This is a genomic window from Nesterenkonia sp. K-15-9-6 (genome assembly GCF_052656005.1).
The window spans coordinates 1-19,607 of sequence record NZ_JBQYEY010000028.1 but is presented as its reverse complement, the minus strand read 5'-3'; the positions used below and the strand labels follow the sequence as shown (position 1 = coordinate 19,607).

Sequence of the window (19,607 nt, the reverse complement as noted above, 5' to 3'; positions counted from 1 at the left end):
ATCCGCGCGACTCCCCCGACCCCCAAGGCGACCCGCGCCCTCGCCCGTCAGGAGCCGAAGACCTCGTCGAAGGCGATCGCCAGCCGGAGCGGGTCATGGACCTCAGGATCATCCTCCTTGCGCACCCGGTGATAGCCCACGCGCGCCCCGAGCCGCGCCGCCGCCTGCTCGAAGGCGGCACGGTCGTCCGTGCGCACGGAGTCCGGGTCGGCGATGATCCGGTCCACGTGGAGCTCAGGGGCATGGTCGATCAGCACCTCGAGGTGATCCGCCGGCGTCATCCCGACGGTCTCATCGGTGTCAGCTGTGAGGTTCATCACGATACACCGCTTCGCCTCGGTCTCGCACAGGGCCGCTCGCAGATCCTCGAGCAGCAGATGCGGCAGCACCGAGGTGTACCAGGACCCCGGGCCGAACACGACCCAGTCCGAGAGTTCGATCGCCGTGACCGCCTCGCTGCACGCCTGCGCCTCCTCGGGATGGATCCGCACATCGGTGAGCCGGCCCAGCTGACCCGCCCGGGCCAACTCCACCTGGGAGGAGACGCGCATCGGCGCTGACGGCTCCTGCCCGTCAGCGGCGGGGCGATGCACCAGGCCGGACATCGTCAGTGGCTCACGCGACATCGGCAGCACCTGCCCCCGCGCGCCCAGCAGCGCCCCGGCCCAGCGCAGACCGTCGACGGGATCACCGATGAGCTCCCAGAGCGCGACGATCAGCAGATTGCCCATGGCGTGGTCATCGAGGCTGCCGGTGACACCGTCCCGGGAGCGGAAGCGATGCTGCATGACCTGCGCCCATGTGCGCCCCCACTCGGTGTCATCGCACAGCGCCGCAAGCGCCATGCGCAGATCTCCCGGGGGCAGCACGTCCATGTCCTGTCGGATGCGCCCCGAAGAGCCGCCGTCGTCGGCGACCGTGACGACGGCCGTCAGGTGCTCGGCCGCGATGATCCGCAGCGCGGCCAGTGTGGCGGAGAGACCGTGCCCGCCGCCCAGCGCCGAGACACGGAACGACCGGCGGCCCGAGGGATGGGTGCCCCGGGACTCGGCCGTGGAGGGGACGATCGGCACCGGCCCGGTCGACTGGGGGGCCGGAAAGGAGGAGGCCATGCTCATTCACGCCCCAGGTCACGGTGCACGGTGTTCACCGTGACATTGGGGACCTGGGCCAGCCGACGGGCCAGCTCCTCGGAGATGGCCACCGACCGGTGCTTGCCCCCGGTGCAGCCCACGGCGAGCGTCGCATAGTGCTTGTTCTCCCGCCGGTACCCCTCCAGCACGGGTTTGAGCGCCTCCACGTACCGGTCGACGAATTCGCCGGCACCTTCGTCGACGAGCACGTACTCGCGGACCGGCTCGTCGAGTCCGGTGAGCGGCCGCAGCTCCGGCACCCAGTGCGGGTTGGGTACGAACCTGACGTCTGCGATGAAGTTCGCATCGGCCGGCACACCATATTTGAAGCCGAAGCTCATCACGTTCAGCCGCAGCTGGATCGGGCCGTCGTCGGTGAAGATCTCGGTGATCTCCCGGGCCAGCCCGTGGACGTTGAGCTCCGTGGTGTCGACCACGACCTCGGCTCCGGCCTTGACCTCCTTGAGCATGTCCCGCTCGGCGACGATGCCGTCGAGGATCCGTCCGGACCCCTGGAGCGGATGCGGGCGGCGCGCCTGTTCGAAGCGCCGGACCAGGAGCTCGTCCGAGGCGTCGAGGAACAGCATCCGGTAGGTCAGACCCGCCGCACGGACCTGCCCGAGGGCGTCCATCATGTCGCTGAACGGGCCGCGGGACCGGACGTCGATGACCACCGCGAGCTTCTCCACGGATCCGGGGTTCCTCGCGATGAGATCCATCATCGTCCCGATGAGCTCCGCGGGGAGCCCCTCCACCACGTACCAGCCGAGGTCCTCGAGCGCATGGGCCGCGGTGGTGCGGCCGGCGCCCGACATGCCGGTCACGATCAGCAGCTCGTTCTCGGGAGGCTTCACCGGAATCAGTCCATCGCTCATAGGAGGAAGCCTACGTCCCCGGCGGCACCCTCAACAATCGCTTCAGGCCCCGGCCTGACCTGGAGCGCCGGATCCGTGCTGATCCTCGTCGGCCAGGTGCTCCAGGATGCGTCGGGCGGTGGCCTCCCCGATGCCGGGCACCTCCGCGATCTGCTCCACGCCGGCCTGTCGGATCCGTGCCACCGAGCCGAAATGCTCCACGACCGCCCTCCGGCGCGCAGGCCCCAGCCCAGGCACCTCATCCAGCGCGGATGCGGTCATCTCTCGGGACCGCTTGCTGCGGTGGTAGGAGATGGCGAAGCGGTGGGCCTCATCACGGATGCGTTGGAGCATGTACAGCGCCTGCGAGGAGCGCGGCAGCACCAGAGGGAAGTCGTCGTCGGGCAGCCACACCTCCTCGAGCCGCTTGGCCAGACCGATGACCGGAAGCTCGGTGATCCCCAGGGCATCGAGGGCCTCACGGGCCGCGGCGACCTGAGGCTGGCCGCCGTCGACGACCACGAGGCTCGGCGGATAGGCGAAGCGGCTCCCCTCACGATCCACCGTCGTGTCCTCCACCGGCCCGGATCCCGCAGAAGCGTCGGGCACGTCCGACGCGTCAGGAGTCGCCGTGCCGTCGTCCGCGACGACGGCGGGCTCCCCGCCCGGTGCGTCGAGCCGCATCTGGTCGTCCAGGTAGCGCGAGAACCGCCGGGTGATGACGTCCCGCATCGCGCTGGTGTCGTCCCGGGCGGCGTCCCCCCGGACGGAGAACCGGCGATAGTCCTTCTTCTTCGGCAGGCCGTCCTCCATCACCACCATCGACGCCACCACATTGGTCCCCGACGTGTGCGAGATGTCGAAGCACTCGATGCGCAGCAGCGCGTCAGGGGCGTCCAGAGCCTCCTGCAGCTCGCGCAGCGCCTGGGACCGTGTGGTCAGGTCCGAGGAGCGCCGGGCCTTGTGCAGCATCAGAGCCTGCTGCGCGTTCTCTCGGACCGTGCCGAGCAGAGCGGCCTTGTCACCACGCCGCGGCACGCGCAGGTCGACGGCGGCTCCGCGACGCTGCCGCAGCCAGGCGCCGAGCTGCTCCGCATCCTCGGGCAGCTCCGGGACGAGCACCTCCCGCGGGATCCGCTCGGCGTCCTCCATGGACCCGTAGACCTGCAGCAGGAGCTGCTCCACCAGGCCGGCGGCGTCAGTCTCCTCGACCTTCTCCACGACCCACCCGCGCTGCCCGCGGATCCGTCCCTGCCGCACATGGAAGACCTGCACGGCCGCCTCAAGCTCGTCCTCCGCGAAGGCGAAGATGTCCGCCTCGGTCTCCTCTGACAGCACGACCGCATTGCGTTCGAAGACCCGTCGCAGAGCCTCGAGATCGTCCCGATGCCGGGCGGCGTCCTCGTAGCGGAGCTCCGCGACGGCTTCCTTCATCTCGGTCTCGATGCGGCGCATGTGCGGGCCGGGACGCCCGGCCATGACCTCGCAGAACTCCTCGGCGAGCCGGCGGTGGTCCTCCGGACTGATCCGTCCCACGCAGGGAGCGGAGCATTTGTCGATGTAGCCCAGCAGGCAGGGGCGGCCCGACGCCTCGGCACGACGGAAGACCCCGGCGGAGCAGCTGCGCACCGGAAAGACGCGCAGCATGGTGTCCACGGTCTCGCGGATCGCCTTGGCCGGGTGGAAGGGCCCGAAGTACTTGACGCCGGGGCGCCGGTCGCCCCGCATGACCTGCACGCGGGGGAACTTCTCGTTCATGGTGACGGCGAGGTACGGGTAGGACTTGTCGTCCCGATACATGATGTTGAAGCGCGGCGTGTGCTGCTTGATCCAGGTGTACTCCAGCTGGATCGCCTCCAGCTCGGAACCGACCACCGTCCACTCGACCTGGGAGGCGGTGTGCACCATGGCGTAGGTCTTGGGGTGAAGCCCCTCAGGGCGGGCGAAGTAGGAGTTGAGGCGGGCCCGCAGGTTCTTGGCCTTGCCGACGTAGATCACCCGACCGTGCGGGTCGATGAAGCGGTAGACGCCCGGCGAGGTCGGGATCTCTCCCGGCCGGGGTCGGTAGGAGGCGGGATCAGCCATCGGCGTCGGCGTCGTCCCTGTCCGCCGGCGGGCTGTTGTACGTGTCGACGCGCTCCTGCCCGGTCAGCGCGGCGATGGCATCCATGACGCGTGCCGTCGCCTCCCGACGCACCGGCAGCGGATGGCGCTGGCCGATGTGCTCGAAGTGCAGCGGGTCGCCCACATGCATCTCGAACGCCGCCGAACGCACGCGGTTGGAGTCCGGCGCCTGGAGGTTCTCGGTCCCCTTCAGTCCCACCGGCACCACCGGCAGTCCGGTGGCCAGCGCGAGCCAGCCCACTCCGTTCTTGCCGCGGTAGAGTCGCCCGTCCCGGCTGCGGGTGCCCTCCGGGTAGATCCCGACGCCGTGGCCCGAGGCGGCGATGTCTCCCAGCTGGTGCAGCGCCTCCACGCTCGCCGACTTCTTCTGCCGCTCCACCGGCACGGACCCGACCGACTCGAAGAAGATCTTCATGGCCCGTCCCTTGATCCCGGGCTGCGTGAAGTACTCAGCCTTGGCGAAGAAGCTCACGGGCCGCGGGAAGATCGCCTGGATCAGCACCGAGTCCAGGAACGACAGGTGATTGCTGGCGACGACGAAGCCCCCCTCGGCAGGGACCTTCTCCAGCCCGGTGATCGTGGGGCGACAGGTAAGCTTCACGTAGGCGGAGAACGCCTTGCGGATCGCATCGTGGGTGACCACGCGCTTCGGGGCGGGCGCGGTGGGGTCTGTGCTCACGTGCTGATCCTTCGAGTCGCCGGGCGCAGGGCGCCGTCTGTGCTGGGCCGCGGTTCAGTGTACCCGGTGCGAGGCCCGTCACGGCCACCGCCTCGGCCCTGCGCGCAGGTCACCGGGCGGGAGCGGCTGCTGTGCCGCCGCCACCCTCCGCCCGGGCGTCGCCCGGGCGCCGTCCGCCCGCAGGACGGGGTCGATCAGAGCAGATGCCCCAGGAAGCGACCCGTGTGCGAACCGGTGTGGTCCGCCTGCGCGGCGACGGCCTCGGGAGTCCCCTCCGCGACGATCCTTCCGCCGCCTGTGCCCCCTTCTGGCCCGAGGTCGATGATCCAGTCGGCAGACTTGATGACGTCCAGGTTGTGCTCGATGGTCACCACGGTGTTGCCCTTGTCCACCAGGCTCTGCAGGACGCCGAGCAGCTTGCGGATGTCCTCGAAGTGCAGGCCAGTGGTGGGCTCGTCCAGGACGTAGATGCTGCGGCCCTTGGACCTCTTCTGGAGCTCCGAGGCGAGCTTCACTCGCTGGGCCTCACCGCCGGAGAGCGTGGTCGCGGCCTGACCCAGGCGCACGTACCCGAGGCCCACGTCCACCAGCGTGGTGAGGTGCCGGGCGATGGGCGCGAACGCGGAGAAGAACTCTGCGGCCTCCTCGATCGGCATGTCGAGGACCTCGGCGATGTTCTTCCCCTTGTAGTGCACCTCGAGCGTCTCGCGGTTGTACCGCGCCCCTTGGCAGACCTCACACGGCACGTAGACGTCCGGCAGGAAGTTCATCTCGATCTTCAGGGTGCCGTCGCCGGAGCAGGCCTCGCAGCGGCCCCCCTTGATGTTGAAGGAGAACCGTCCCGGCTGGTATCCGCGGGTCTTGGACTCCTGCGTCTCGGCGAACAGCTTCCGGATGTGGTCGAAGACGCCGGTGTAGGTGGCCGGGTTGGACCGCGGGGTGCGGCCGATGGGGCTCTGGTCGACGTGGATGACCTTGTCGAGATGGTCCACTCCGTCGATGCGACGGTGCCGCCCCGGCACCTGCCGGGCGTTGTTGAGCCTGTTGGCCAGCGACTTGTAGAGGATCTCGTTGATCAGGGTGGACTTCCCGGAGCCCGAGACTCCGGTGACGGCCAGGAAGACGCCCAGCGGGATGTCCACGCTGACGTCGGCGAGGTTGTTCTCATGGGCGTAGACGATGCGCAGGCTGCGCTGGGGGTCCACGGGGCGCCGCGACGGCGGCACGGCGATCGCGCGCCGACCGGCCAGATAGTCGCCGGTGATGGACTCCTCATTGGCCTTGAGGCCCTCCACGGATCCGGAGTGCACGATCCGTCCGCCGCGCTCTCCGGCTCCCGGACCGATGTCGACGACCCAGTCGGCCTCGCCGATGGTGTCCTCGTCATGCTCCACGACGATCAGGGTGTTGCCCAGGTCCCTGAGACGCGTGAGCGTCTGGATGAGTCGGGTGTTGTCGCGCTGGTGCAGACCGATCGAGGGCTCGTCGAGCACATAGAGCACACCCACCAGCCCGGAGCCGATCTGCGTGGCCAGCCGGATGCGCTGCGCCTCGCCGCCGGAGAGCGTGCCGGCCGCCCGCTCCAGGTTCAGGTATCCCAGGCCCACGTCCAGCAGGAAGTTCAGCCGCGCCAGGATCTCCTTGAGCACCTGCTCGGCGATGGTCGCATCTCTGGCGGAGAGGCTCAGACCCGAGAAGAACGCCACGATCTCGTCCAGCGGGCTGCGGGAGACCTCGGCGATGGACCGACCTTCGATCAGGACGGACAGTGAGGCGGGGTTCAGGCGCTGCCCGTCGCAGTCCGGACACGGCACCTGACGCATGTACTGCTCGTAATGGTCCCGGGCGTTGTCCGACTCCGTCTCCTCGTACTTGCGATGGATGTAGGAGAGCACGCCTTCGAAACCAGTGGAGTACTTCCGCTCTCGGCCGAAGCGATTCCGATACTGGACGACCACCTTGTGGTTCCGCCCGTGCAGCAACGCCTTCCGGGCCTTCTTGGGAAGCTCTCGCCAGGGGACGTCCAGGGAGAAGTCGAGGTCTTCGGCCAGCGCGCGGATGAGCCGCAGCCAGTACTCACTGGAGGCCTTCCCCCGGTTCCAGGGGGCGATCGCTCCGTCGGCCAGGGAGAGCGTGTCGTCCGGAATGACCAGCTCCTCGTCCACCTCGAGCCGAGAGCCGATGCCCGAGCAGGTCTGGCAGGCGCCGAAGGGCGAGTTGAAGGAGAAGGAACGCGGCTCGATCTCATCGATCGACAGCGGATGCTCATTGGGGCAGGCCAGGTTCTCGGAGAAGCTGCGCAGCTTGGGGCCTTCGAGGCCGTCCGGCACCTTCTCGGGGTTCTCCGGCGAGCCGTCCTCCGCCAGGTCGACCAGGTCGATCACCACTCGTCCTTCTGCCAGACGCAGAGCAGTCTCGATCGAATCGGTGAGCCGCTGGCGCATGCCCTCCCGGATGACCAGGCGGTCGATGACCACGTCGATGTGGTGCTTGATCTGCTTCTCGAGCACCGGTGGGTCGTTGAGCTGGATCTGCTCGCCGTCCACCACGGCCCGGGCGAAGCCCTGTCCGGCCAGGTCTCGGAAGAGGTCCTTGAACTCGCCCTTGCGCCCGCGCACGACCGGCGCCAGGACCTGGAAGCGGGCTCCCACCGGCAGGTCCAGGATCTGGTCCACGATCTGCTGAGGGGTCTGCCGCTCGATCCGCTCTCCACACACGGGGCAGTGCGGAACGCCGATGCGGGCCCAGAGCAGACGCAGATAGTCATGGATCTCGGTGACGGTTCCGACCGTCGACCGCGGGTTCCGCGAGGTCGACTTCTGATCGATGGAGACCGCCGGCGACAGCCCCTCGATGAAGTCGACGTCGGGCTTGTCCACCCGCCCGAGGAACATGCGCGCGTACGCCGAGAGCGACTCGACGTACCGCCGCTGCCCCTCGGCGAAGATGGTGTCGAACGCCAAGGAGGACTTCCCCGAGCCGGAGAGGCCGGTGAAGACGATGAAGGCGTTGCGCGGAAGCTCCACGGCCACGTCGTGCAGGTTGTGCTCCCGGGCCCCCTGGACGACGATGCGGTCCGCCTCGGCGCGACCCACGGTGCCGTTGGCGCCGGACTTCCGGCGCGCACCCCGGCTGTAGTAGTCGTCGACGGATTCGATCACGGCGCCGTCGATCGCGGCAACTGGCTCAGACACGCGCACCAGTGTATGCCCGCACCTTCGATCGAACAAATATTCGATCACCCGGGCCGTTCGCCGGCCGCACGGACCCGGATGGCAGGATGGAGGCGTGACGACCCGCCCCACCTCCCCCGCCCTGCAGGACGACGAGCCCTCCGCAGACGACGGCGCTCCCCTCGTCCTCTTCGACCTTGACGGCACCCTCGTGGACCCCGCCGGTTCGATCACCGGCGGCATCGCCGCGGCCCTGGCCGCGCACGGGATCGACGTGCCCGACCAGCCCACGCTGGAGGGCATGGTCGGCCCGCCGCTCGCCGCCAGCCTGCTGTCCCTGCCGGGCGTGACCACCGAGATGCTGCCGGGCCTCGTGGCGCACTATCGAGCCGGCTACCTCGCCCACGGCATGGCGGCCTCCAAGGTCTACCCCGGACTCCGGCAGCTCCTGGCCGACCTGCGGAAGGCAGGCGTCGCCCTGGCGGTGGCCACCTCGAAGCCGCAGCCGCTGGCGGAGCGACTGCTCGAGGTCCAGGGCCTGGCGGGCGCCGTCGACGTCGTCGCAGGCTCGGATCCGGACGAGACCGTGCCCCATGCCGGCAAGGCGCCGATCCTCGCGGCCGCGCTGAGGGACGTGGCCCGCGCCTCGGACCGCGATCCGAGCGGCGGCCCCTCTCGGCCCCGAGCGGCGATGGTCGGGGATCGGATCTTCGACGTCGAGGGCGCCCAGGCCCATGGGATCCCCTGTGTCGGCGTGCGGTGGGGCAGCGCCCCGGCCGGGGAGCTCGAACAGGCCGGCGCCGACGTCGTGGTCGACGACGCGCAGGGGCTCCGAGATGCACTCGAGCACCTTCTTGATGTGCCGCTCGGGGACAGCGCAGCGAGGCCGGCCCCCAGCCTGACTCAGGACTCGACCCACAGCGCAGCCGAGGATCCGGCCGAGGGCTCGGCATCGCCATGGCGTCTGATCGACAGCAGACCATAGACTGTCACCCATGGCCACCGACAGCTCTCTGATCCATGACCTTCCGGCGATCACCGTCCGCCGCGTCGCGGTCTCCGAGATGAGCAACAACGTCTACCTGCTCACCGCGAAGAAGTCCGGGGTCCAGGTGCTCATCGACGCCGCCGACGACGTCCCGGCGATCCGCGCGATGCTGGCCGAAGCCGCCGTCGACACCCCCTGCGCGCCGCAGCTGCGCGCCGTGCTCACCACGCATCGTCACTGGGACCACATCCGCGCGCTGCCCGAGCTCGCCGCCGACGTGGAGACGGTCGCGGGACAGGACGACGCCGGTGCGATCGAGGAGGCCGAAGGCGTGCGGATCGACCGTCGGGTCGACCACGGCGACCTGGTGCAGTATGACGGCATCGCGCTGGACGTCATCCAGCTGCGCGGCCACACCCCTGGTTCGGTGGCCTTCGTGTACCCCGTCGAAGACGGCCCCACCCACATCTTCACCGGAGACTCGCTGTTCCCCGGCGGCGTCGGAAAGACCTGGAGCGCAGAGGACTTCCGCACGCTGATCGACGACGTCGAGGCGCGGCTCTTCGCGGCCTTCCCGGACGACACCGTCATCCACCCCGGACATGGCGACCCCACGACGCTGGGCGCGGAACGGCCCGAGCTCGCCGCGTGGCGGGAGCGCGGCTGGTAGTGGCGGCCCTGCGACTCGACTCCCTGCGTCCTGTCCCCGCTGCGGACGGCATCCCCGACCCCGAGAGCCTCGTCGAGGCCTTCACCGGATGGACCGCCCAGCGTGGGATCACCCTCTACCCCGCCCAGGAGGACGCTGTCCTGGAGCTCGCGGACCGGCGGCACGTCATCATGGCCACCCCGACCGGCTCCGGGAAGTCCCTGGTGGCCACGGCCGCCCACTTCTTCGCCCTGTGCCGCGGCGAACGCAGCGTCTACACCGCTCCGATCAAGGCGCTCGTCTCCGAGAAGTTCTTCGCGCTCGTGGAGATCTTCGGCGCGGAGAACGTCGGGATGGTGACCGGAGACTCGGCGGTCAACGCCCACGCCCCGATCATCTGCTGCACGGCGGAGATCCTGGCCAACGAAGCTCTGCGCGACGGCACGGAGGCCGACGTCGGGCCCGTCATCATGGACGAGTTCCACTTCTATGCGGACCCCCAGCGCGGATGGGCCTGGCAGGTGCCCCTGCTGGAGCTTCCCCAGGCCCAGTTCCTGCTGATGTCCGCCACCCTCGGCGACACCAGCCGCTTCGAGCGCCGCATCGCCGAGCGGACCGGCCGAGACGTCGTCACCGTCTCCTCGGTCCAGCGTCCGGTGCCGCTGCACTTCGAGTACTCCACCACGCCGCTGCAGCACAAGCTCGAGGACCTCGTCGCCGACGGACAGGCGCCGGTCTACGTGGTGCACTTCTCCCAGCGCGAGGCCGCGGAACGTGCCGCCGGGCTCGCCTCGCTGAACGTGGCCGGCAAGGAGGACCGGGAGCGCATCCGGCAGCGTCTGGAGACCTTCCGCTTCGCCAAGGGGTACGGCAAGGTGCTCAATCGGCTGCTGCGGTCCGGCATCGGCGTCCACCATGCCGGGATGCTCCCCAAGTACCGGCGCCTCGTGGAGCAGCTCGCCCAGGACGGGCTGCTGAAGGTCATCTGCGGCACCGACACCCTCGGCGTCGGCATCAACGTGCCCATCCGCACCGTAGTGCTCACCGCCCTGAGCAAGTACGACGGCGAGCGGACGCGCCAGCTCAACGCCCGTGAGTTCCACCAGATCGCCGGACGGGCGGGGCGCGCCGGCTTCGACACCGAGGGCCGGGTGGTCGTGCAGGCCCCCGAGCATGTCATCGAGAACGAGCAGGCGCTGCGCAAGGCGCGGGCCAAGCACGGGGACGACGAGAAGAAGGTCGCCCAGGCGGTCCGCTCCACGGGGAAGAAGAAGCCGCCCGACGGCTTCGTCTCCTGGTCGGAGAAGTCCTTCGACCGACTCGTGGAGGCGACGCCGGAGCCGATGGTCTCACGCATGCAGATCAGCTATGCGATGGTGCTGCAGCTCCTGCAACGCCCTGAGGACCCGATCCTGGCCATGCGTCGGCTCATCCGCGGCTCCGACGAGACCCCGGCCCGGCAGGCGATCCTCCAGCGGCGGGCGCTGCAGATCCTGCGGGAGCTGCTCACCGCTGGCGTGCTGGAGCGACTGGAGGCTCCCGACGAGGACGGGCGCACAGTGGACCTGACGCTCGACCTGCAGGACGACTTCGCGCTGAACCAGCCGCTGGCCCCCTTCGCCGTCGCCGCGCTGGAGCTCCTGGACCCGGAGTCGGAGACCTACGCCCTGGACGTCATCTCCGTGATCGAGGCGATCCTGGAGACTCCGTATCAGGTGACCGGCGCCCAGGTGAAGAAGCTCAAGTCCGAGAAGATCGGTGAGCTGAAGGCCGAGGGTGTGGACTATGTGGAACGGATGCGCATCCTCGATGAGATGACCCATCCCCAGCCGCTGGGCGAGCTGCTGACCCAGCAGTTCGAGGTGTATCGGACCTCGGCGCCCTGGGTGGGCGACCATGAGCTGTCGCCCAAGGCTGTCGTACGGGACATGGTCGAGCGGGCCTTCGGCTTCGTCGACATGGTCAACCACTATCAGCTCACCCGCTCGGAGGGAGTGCTGCTGCGGTATCTCACCGACGCCTACAAGGCGCTGCGCCAGACCGTGCCGCAGCAGAAGGTGACCGAGACGCTGGAGGATCTGGTCGAGTGGCTCGGCGAGATGATCCGCCAGACCGACAACTCGCTGCTCGAGGAGTGGGAGCGGCTGGCCTCCGGGGCCGAGGACTCCACGGCGGAGGATCTCGAGCTCAGTGCCGAGGCGCCGGCAGAACCGGAGGGCGTGACCCACAATGTGCGGGCCTTCCGCGTGATGGTGCGCAACGCGATGTTCCTGCGGGCCGAGCTCTTCGCCCAGGAGAAGGAGCAGCAGCTCGAGCAGCTCGACGGGGACTCCGGGTGGGACGCCGAACGGTGGGGGAAGGCCATGGACACGTTCTTCGACGTCTACGACGATGTGTTCACCGATGCTTCCTCCCGCGGCCCGGCGCTCATCCGCATCGATGAGTCGCCGGAGGGCCGCCCGGGCTTCTGGCGGGCGGTGCAGGTCCTCGACGACGCCGACGGCAATCACGACTGGGCGATCCACGCCTGGATCGATCTGGCCTCCTCCGACGAGGTCGGCGCCCCGGTGGTGCTGGTCGATCACGTCGGCGAGGTCCACCACGAGCCGGCAGCCTGACCGTCGTCGCAGCCCACCAGTCCGGCGGGATGACCTCCGGCTGTGCCGTGTGCCACACTTGATCCGCGGTGGGAGCTGACCACCTCGCCCGAGTCAGCTCCCATCGTCCCACCTCAGCGGCAGAGCACCGCTGAGGAGCCCCACGACGACGCACGCCCGGCCAGCCGACAGAGCGGGACCGGCCAGCAGAGAGAGACAGCATGACCTTGACGTCTTCCCCTGTCCGCACCCTCCTCGACGGCACCCGCCTGACGGAGCACCGGCTGCGGGTCCCCCTGGACCACGCGGCCCCCGACGGTGAAGGCCTCGACCTGTTCGCCCGTGAGTTCGTCACGCCGGAGGCCGCCGCCCGTGGTGAGGACCACGTGGCCCGGATGCCCTGGCTGCTGTTTCTGCAGGGCGGGCCCGGCGGCAAGGGCACCCGTCCGGCGCGGACCCCGGCGTGGATGCAGGAGGCCGGCAGCCGCTTCCGCATCCTGATGCTGGACCAGCGAGGCACCGGCCTGTCCACCCCGCTGACCCGCCATTCGGTGCTCCGCAGGGGCCGCGCAGCGGAGCAGGCCGCCTATCTGCGACGCTTCCGGGCTGACGCCATCGTCCACGACGCCGAGGCCTTCCGTCGGCACCTGGGCCTGCAGAGCTGGAGCGTGCTGGGGCAGAGCTTCGGCGGGTTCTGCACCCTGACCTATCTGTCCCTCTTCCCCGACTCACTGGACAGGGCACTCATCACGGGCGGCCTTCCTCCTCTGACGGGCCACGCCGACCGGGTGTACCAAGCCACCTACGCGAAGATGGCGGCCCGGAACCGGGAGCACTTCGCCCGGTTCCCCGAGGACCGCGACAGGCTGGACGAGATCGTCGATCACCTCCACCGCCACGAGGTGCTCCTTCCGGACGGCTCCCCGCTGACGGTCCCCCGTCTGCAGTCGGTGGGCATGCTGCTGGGTGGGAACACGCGGGCCGACTCTCTGCACTACCTGCTCGAGGAGGCCTTCGTCGCGCCGGGGACCGACGCGCTGTCCGACACGTTCCTGCACGCAGTCCACCAGCAGATCTCCTTCGCAGCGGCCCCCATGTATGCGGTGATGCACGAATCGATCTACGGTCAGCCCGCCGAGATGACGGACGGCCGCGGCGACACCGGCTGGGCGGCTGAGCGCGTGCTCGAAGACCACCCCGAGTTCTGCCCGACCGGGACCTCCCCGATGCTCACCGGAGAGATGATCCTGCGCCACCACCTGGCGCTGGACCCCGCGCTGGCACCCCTGGCGGAGGCCGCAGACCGACTGGCCGACGTCGACGACTGGGAGCCTCTCTACGACCTGGATCAGCTGGCACGGAACGAGGTCCCCACGGCGGCCGCCGTCTACACCGACGACGTCTATGTGGCCCGCGAGCTCTCCCTGGAGACCGCCTCCCGGGTCCGCGGGCTCAGCGTGTGGGAGACCGATGAGTTCCACCACGACGGTCTGCACGACGATGGAGCGAGGATCCTGCGGGAGCTGCTGCACCGCACTGACGCCTCAGCAGGCGCCCGGGACGGCCGGGCTGACGCCGCGGAGGAGGCTCAGGCGCCGTCAGCGCGGTACTCCACATGAGACGATCGTCGGGCAGCTCCGCTCAGGAGACGCCTCCCTCATGAGCTCTGCGCGGCGTGCTCCTCGTCCTCGCGCCGCGCGCGGGCTGCCGAGGTGAGCAGCGAGCTGATCACGGTGACGGCCAGCACCGCGACGATCACGATGAGCGAGAGCCCCGTGGAGATCTCCGGCACGGGAACGTTCTCGCCGCCGTTGATGAACGGCAGGTTGTTCTCATGCAGGGCGTGGAGCACCAGCTTGACCCCGATGAAGCCGAGGATCACCGCCAGACCGTAGGACAGGTGGACCAGCCGGTCCAGCAGCCCGTCGATCAGGAAGTACAGCTGCCGCAGCCCCATCAGCGAGAACGCCGTGGCCGCGAACACGATGTACGGCTCCTGGGTCAGCCCGTAGATCGCCGGGATCGAGTCCACGGCGAAGAGGATGTCGGTGCCGCCGATGGCCACCATGACCAGCAGCATCGGCGTGAGCATCCGTTTCCCGTCCACCCGCGTGACGAGCCGGTCGCCGTCGTAGTGGTCGGTGGTGTGCAGGAAACGCCGGGCCAGACGAATGATGATGTTGTCCGCCTCCTCGGCCGCGTCCTCTCCCGCGGCGCCCTTCTTCAGCAGCTGGACGGCGGTGACCAGCAGGATGAGGCCGAAGAGGTAGAACACGTCGGAGAAGGCATGGATGAGGCCGGCCCCGACCAGGATGAAGGCGGTGCGGGCGATCAGGGCGAAGACGATGCCGAACAGCAGGACCTTCTGCTGGTCCTCCCGGGGGACGTTGAAGCTGGCGATGATCACCAGGAAGACGAACAGGTTGTCCACCGAGAGCGCCTTCTCGGTGACATAGCCTGCGTAGTACTCGGTGGCCAGGGCAGGGTCGCCCATGGCGAGGAACACGAGTCCGAAGGCCAGGGCAGCGCCGATGTAGAGGGCCGACCAGACCGCGGCCTCCCGGATGCTAGGGATGTGCGCCTGGCGCACGTGGAAGACGAAGTCGAAGGCCAGCAGGCCGACGATGAGCAGGATGGTGAGTCCCCAGACCAGGGGTGTGATCTCCACAGGAGAGGGTCCTTTCGACAGTCACGAGGATGTGGGTGGTCCTCGCGAGTCTCTCCCCCGGACGCCTGCGCGATCCTGATGGATCTGCCGGCTCCCGACCGCTGTGCCCGGCAGGTCGACGACGACCCGCGTGCTGACGTGCACACCGCTGACGGATACTCCCTCACGCAGAGATCAGCATACACCCGCAGGCGCGGGCGGGCCCTGAAGGAGCCAGGAACCGGATCCCTGGCCGTGCTCAGTCGTGTCCGGCCTGCTGCATCTGGCGCAGCTCCTTCTTCAGGTCCCCGATCTCGTCCCGGAGCCGGGCGGCCAGCTCGAAGTTCAGCTCTTCGGCGGCGTGGTGCATCTGCCCGGTCATCTGCTCGATGAGGTCCGCCAGGTCGGCCGCCGGCGTCGTCGACGCGATGCTTCCCGCCGAAGCCGCCTCCGGGGACCCGGCATCCTGTGCGGCCGCACCCGAGGCGGAGCCCTCGAAGCCGGTGTAGCCGCGATGGCCCTTGCCGTACTCGAAGCCGGTGGCCAGCCCGCCCATGCCCTGCAGCAGGTCCGCCGTGTCGGCGTCCTCGCGGGCCAGCTGGTCGGTGATGTCGGCGATCTTCTTCTGCAGCGGCTTGGGGTCGATGCCGTGCTCGTCGTTGTAGGCCTTCTGGATCTGCCGACGCCGTTCGGTCTCGTCGATGGCCTGACGCATGGAGTCGGTGATCCGGTCGGCGTACATGTGCACCTGTCCGGAGACGTTGCGGGCGGCGCGGCCGATCGTCTGGATCAGCGAACGGGTGGAGCGCAGGAAGCCTTCCTTGTCCGCGTCCAGGATCGACACCAGGGAGACCTCCGGCAGGTCCAGACCCTCCCGCAGCAGGTTGATCCCCACGACGACGTCGTGGACGCCCCTGCGCAGGTCGCGGAGGATCTCCACACGCTTGAGGGTGTCCACGTCGGAATGGAGGTATTCGACCTTGATCCCGTGGTCCAGCAGATACTCCGTCAGGTCCTCGGCCATGCGTTTGGTCAGCGTGGTGACCAGCACCCGTTCGTCGCGCGCCGTCCTCTGGCGGATCTCGCCGAGCAGGTCGTCGATCTGGCCCTTCGTCGGCTTCACCACCACCTCGGGATCGATGAGTCCCGTGGGGCGGATGATCTGTTCGACCACGCCGTCGGAGATGCCGAGCTCGTAGGGGCCCGGAGTCGCCGAGAGGTAGACGGTCTGCCCGATCCGCTCCAAAAACTCGTCCCATGTCAGCGGCCGGTTGTCCATCGCCGACGGCAGACGGAACCCGTGCTCCACGAGTGTGCGCTTCCGGGACATGTCCCCTTCGTACATGCCGCCGATCTGCGGGATCGTGACATGGGATTCGTCGACGATCAGCAGGAAGTCGTCCGGGAAGTAGTCCAGCAGACAGTGCGGAGCGGATCCCGGAGGCCGGCCGTCGATGTGCCGCGAGTAGTTCTCGATGCCGTTGCAGAAACCCATCTGCTGCATCATCTCGAGGTCGTAGGTCGTGCGCATGCGCAGCCGCTGGGCCTCCAGCAGCCTGTCCTGGGACTCCAGCTCGGCCAGCCGCTCGCGCAGCTCGTCCTCGATGGCGGTGATGGCCTTCGCCATGCGGTCGTCGCCGGCCACGTAATGGCTGGCGGGGAAGATGTACATCTCCTCCTCCTCACGCACCACGGTGCCCGTGAGCGGATGGAGGGTGTGGATCGCCTCGATCTCGTCGCCGAAGAACTCGATGCGCACCGCGAGCTCCTCGTACATGGGGATGATCTCCACCGTGTCCCCGCGCACCCGGAAGGTCCCTCGGTGGAAGTCGGTGTCGTTGCGCACGTACTGCATCCCCACGAATCGGCGCAACAGATCATCGCGGTCCAGCGTGTCCCCACGCCGCACCGGCACCATCTGGGCGATGTACTCCTCCGGAGTGCCCAGACCATAGATGCACGAGACCGTAGCCACGACGACGACGTCCCGGCGGGTCAGCAGCGCATTGGTGGCGGAGTGCCGGAGCCGCTCGACCTCCTCATTGATGGATGAGTCCTTCTCGATGAAGGTGTCCGTCTGCGGAACGTAGGCCTCGGGCTGGTAGTAGTCGTAGTAGGAGACGAAGTACTCGACGGCGTTGTGCGGCAACAGTTCGCGGAACTCGTTGGCCAGCTGGGCGGCGAGCGTCTTGTTCTGCACCATGATGAGCGTCGGGCGCTGCACCCGCTCCACGAGCCAGGCGGCGGTCGCCGACTTGCCGGTGCCCGTGGCGCCCATGAGCACGACGTCCTTCTCGCCGCCTTCGATGCGTTCGGCCAGCTCCTCGATCGCCTTCGGCTGGTCGCCGGAGGGCTGATAGGGGCTGACCACTTCGAAGGGAGCCACTGTGCGGCTGATCTTCGGCGCCAGAGACATCGTCCACTCGCCTCCCGTCCATGGGTCTCGCGGGCCAGGTTCCGGCCCCCAGGACAGCCTACCGCCTCACGCTCGAAGATGTCTTCGATCCGGGACCGTCGATCCCGCACAGCTGATCCGGACCGCCCATCCCGGACTGTCCGGGCGCCCTGCCCCGCGACGCCCGTTCAGGCTCGGCCGATGAGACCTCCGCGGTCGGAGCGGGACAGCCGGTCCATCAGCTCGTCCACCCGAGCCTCCAGATCCTCCAGACTCCCGGAGTTGTCCAGCACGACGTCGGCGACCTCCGCGCGCTGCGCATCAGTGGCCTGCGCCTCGATCCGCGCTCGGGCGTCCGCCTCGGTGCCGTCCCGATCCTCGACGATGCGGCGGACCCTCTCCTCCTCCGGGGCCTGGACCACCACGACGAGGTCGAAGCGGTCGGCCTGCCCGGTCTCGACGAGCAGGGGGATGTCCTCCACCACCACGCTGCCGGGCGGAGCCTGCTCGCGCAGCGCCCGAGCCTGCTGACGCACCCGGGGATGGACGATGCTGTTGAGCCGCCGACGCGCCTCGGGGTCGGAGAAGACGATCGCGCCCAGCGCGGCCCGATCCAGCGCTCCCTCGGCGGTCAGCACGGACTCTCCGAAGGCCTCGGCGACCTCCGCCAGGCCCTCACCCCCGGGCTGCAGCGCGTAGCGGGAGAGGACGTCGGCGTCGATCACGACGGCGCCCCGGGCGGCCATCCTCTGAGCGACCGCCGACTTCCCGGAGGCGATCCCTCCGGTCAGGCCCACCAGCACGGTGCCACCGGGCCCGGGGGCCGGAGTCGAGGGCGCAGGTGACTCCACATCCGGGTCGCCGCCGGGGCCGGGCCGGCGGGCGGAGGAAGGTCGGGTCATGGGACGAGTCTATGCAAGAATCCGCCCATGACGCTTCCACCCGGTCCTCGCCTGCCGGCCACGGCCCAGACCCTGATGACCTACGGCGGAAGGATGCGTGCCTTCCCTCGGCTGCGTGCCCGCTATGGCTCCACCTTCACGCTCCGGCTGCTGCCGGGTCCGCAGACCGTCGTGCTGTTCTCGGACCCTGAGGACATCCGTCAGATCTTCGCCGGCGACTCCTGGGAGTTCAGCGGAGCCGGGGGCAATGAGGTGCTGCGTGCCGCCATGGGTGATCAGTCGGTCATGCTCACCGACGGCCAGGATCACCGGGCCCTGCGCCGAGCGCTGATGCCCGCGTTCTCACCCCGTGCGGTCCAGGGTCACCGAGAGACGGTCCGACGCCTGGTCGCCGCGGAGGTCTCCGGCTGGCGGCCCGGAGACCGGATCGACGCCCTGGACCGGATGAGCGCGGTGACCTTGGACATCATGCTCCACGTCGTGTTCGGCGTGACCTCGGCCGACCGTCTCGAACGTCTTCGGCCGCGGGTGCTGCGGCTCGTGGAGGTGGGGCCGGTGGTCGCCTTGGGCTGGCTGTATCCCCGACTGCGCGGGATTCCTCCGTGGCGCGCCGAGCGCAGGAACCTGCGGCAGCTCGACGAGATCATCGCGGAGGAGCTGGCCGCCCGCCGGACCGCGGCTCCCTCGGGAGCCCGACCCGAGGACGGATCCCGACCCGACGCCGGATCGGGAGTCGGCGGTTCGGGAGCCGGCAGTTCGGGGGATGACGTGCTGTCGATGCTGATCGACGCCGGGCTGGACGACGCCCAGCTGCGCGACCAGCTGATCACCCTGGTGCTGGCCGGGTACGAGACCACGGCCTCGGCGCTGGCTTGGACCCTGCATGAGCTCGGCCGCCATGACGAGGTGCGGCGCAGGGCGGGGCATGCCGCCGACGTCGGAGACGACGACTACCTGGAGGCCTGCCTGAAGGAAGCGATCCGGCGGCACCCCATCATCGACTTCGTGGCACGCACCCTGCGCACCGAGCAGCACATCGGCGGCTGGAGGATCCCTGCCGGGGTCACCGTGGCCCCGGCCATCATGCTCACCCAGATGGATCCGCAGCTCGTGCCGGACCCGGAGGACTTCGCCCCCGAGCGGTTCCTCGACGGAACTCACGACCCGGGGGCTTGGATCCCGTTCGGAGGCGGCGTCCGCCGATGCCTCGGGGCGGCCTTCGCCCAGATGGAGGGCGTGGAGGTCCTCAGAGAGGTGCTCCGCCGTGTGGATCCGGTGGCGGACCGGCCGGCCGGGACGCGGCTGCGCAACATCACCAACGTCCCCCGGGACGGGGCTCCGCTGCGCCTCCGGCCCCGGTGAGGGGAACAGGCGGCGAGGTCCAGGGGGACGTTGGTGATGTTGCGCAGCCGCGGCCCGGCCGGCCGGGCCGCCCCCCCCGCCCCACCCCGGGGCCCCGCTCAGAG

12 protein-coding genes and 1 pseudogene are annotated in these 19,607 nt (G+C 69.3%); 5 read left to right on the top strand and 8 right to left on the bottom strand.

Going from position 1 to position 19,607, the window contains the following annotated elements:
• Positions 1–47: 47 nt before the first annotated feature.
• From SD455_RS14175 to uvrA, 5 genes are all read right to left on the bottom strand, one after another.
• Entirely contained in the window at positions 48–1,112 is a 1,065-nt protein-coding gene (locus SD455_RS14175; RefSeq protein ID WP_311024117.1) for a gluconeogenesis factor YvcK family protein, read from the bottom strand.
• 2 nt (positions 1,113–1,114) lie between these two features.
• On the bottom strand, positions 1,115–2,008 hold the full coding sequence (gene rapZ, locus SD455_RS14170) for an RNase adapter RapZ (RefSeq protein ID WP_070158767.1): 894 nt from the start codon (positions 2,006–2,008) through the stop codon (positions 1,115–1,117).
• A gap of 42 nt (positions 2,009–2,050) precedes the next feature.
• A complete protein-coding gene (gene uvrC / locus SD455_RS14165; protein ID WP_344685463.1) occupies positions 2,051–4,072 on the bottom strand; it encodes an excinuclease ABC subunit UvrC in 2,022 nt (673 codons plus the stop codon).
• Positions 4,065–4,754 (bottom strand): lysophospholipid acyltransferase family protein, encoded by a 690-nt coding sequence (locus SD455_RS14160; protein ID WP_311024435.1) that lies wholly within the window; start codon positions 4,752–4,754, stop codon positions 4,065–4,067. The genes uvrC and SD455_RS14160 overlap by 8 nt, the downstream gene beginning before the upstream one ends.
• 230 nt (positions 4,755–4,984) lie before the next feature.
• The gene (uvrA, locus tag SD455_RS14155; protein ID WP_445508499.1) at positions 4,985–7,885 is read right to left on the bottom strand and encodes an excinuclease ABC subunit UvrA; all 2,901 of its coding nucleotides are present in this window, start codon (positions 7,883–7,885) and stop codon (positions 4,985–4,987) included.
• 193 nt (positions 7,886–8,078) lie between these two features.
• On the opposite strand from uvrA, the gene SD455_RS14150 reads away from it, so the two are divergent.
• From SD455_RS14150 to SD455_RS14135, 4 genes are all read left to right on the top strand, one after another.
• On the top strand, positions 8,079–8,948 hold the full coding sequence (locus tag SD455_RS14150; RefSeq protein WP_445508489.1) for an HAD hydrolase-like protein: 870 nt from the start codon (positions 8,079–8,081) through the stop codon (positions 8,946–8,948).
• A 10-nt stretch (positions 8,949–8,958) separates the two neighbouring features.
• Positions 8,959–9,621, top strand: a complete 663-nt coding sequence (locus SD455_RS14145) for an MBL fold metallo-hydrolase (protein WP_085437397.1) — start codon at positions 8,959–8,961, stop codon at positions 9,619–9,621.
• Between the two features lie 8 nt (positions 9,622–9,629).
• Positions 9,630–12,218 (top strand): DEAD/DEAH box helicase, encoded by a 2,589-nt coding sequence (locus SD455_RS14140; protein WP_445508498.1) that lies wholly within the window; start codon positions 9,630–9,632, stop codon positions 12,216–12,218.
• Positions 12,219–12,418: 200 nt separating this feature from the next.
• On the top strand, positions 12,419–13,816 hold the full coding sequence (locus SD455_RS14135) for an alpha/beta fold hydrolase (RefSeq protein ID WP_070160142.1): 1,398 nt from the start codon (positions 12,419–12,421) through the stop codon (positions 13,814–13,816).
• A 74-nt stretch (positions 13,817–13,890) separates the two neighbouring features.
• Here the strand turns inward: SD455_RS14135 and SD455_RS14130 are convergent.
• The 3 genes and pseudogenes from SD455_RS14130 to coaE all read right to left on the bottom strand — a co-directional run.
• Positions 13,891–14,865 (bottom strand): annotated as a pseudogene (locus SD455_RS14130) (TerC/Alx family metal homeostasis membrane protein); the annotation flags it as partial.
• Positions 14,866–15,103: 238 nt separating this feature from the next.
• On the bottom strand, positions 15,104–17,260 hold the full coding sequence (uvrB, locus tag SD455_RS14125) for an excinuclease ABC subunit UvrB (protein ID WP_070160143.1): 2,157 nt from the start codon (positions 17,258–17,260) through the stop codon (positions 15,104–15,106).
• A 167-nt stretch (positions 17,261–17,427) separates the two neighbouring features.
• Positions 17,428–17,985, bottom strand: coding sequence for a dephospho-CoA kinase (gene coaE / locus SD455_RS14120; protein ID WP_237090015.1), 558 nt, complete (start codon positions 17,983–17,985; stop codon positions 17,428–17,430).
• A gap of 183 nt (positions 17,986–18,168) precedes the next feature.
• On the opposite strand from coaE, the gene SD455_RS14115 reads away from it, so the two are divergent.
• Positions 18,169–19,503, top strand: a complete 1,335-nt coding sequence (locus SD455_RS14115) for a cytochrome P450 (RefSeq protein WP_445508488.1) — start codon at positions 18,169–18,171, stop codon at positions 19,501–19,503.
• The last annotated feature ends 104 nt before the right edge of the window (positions 19,504–19,607 follow it).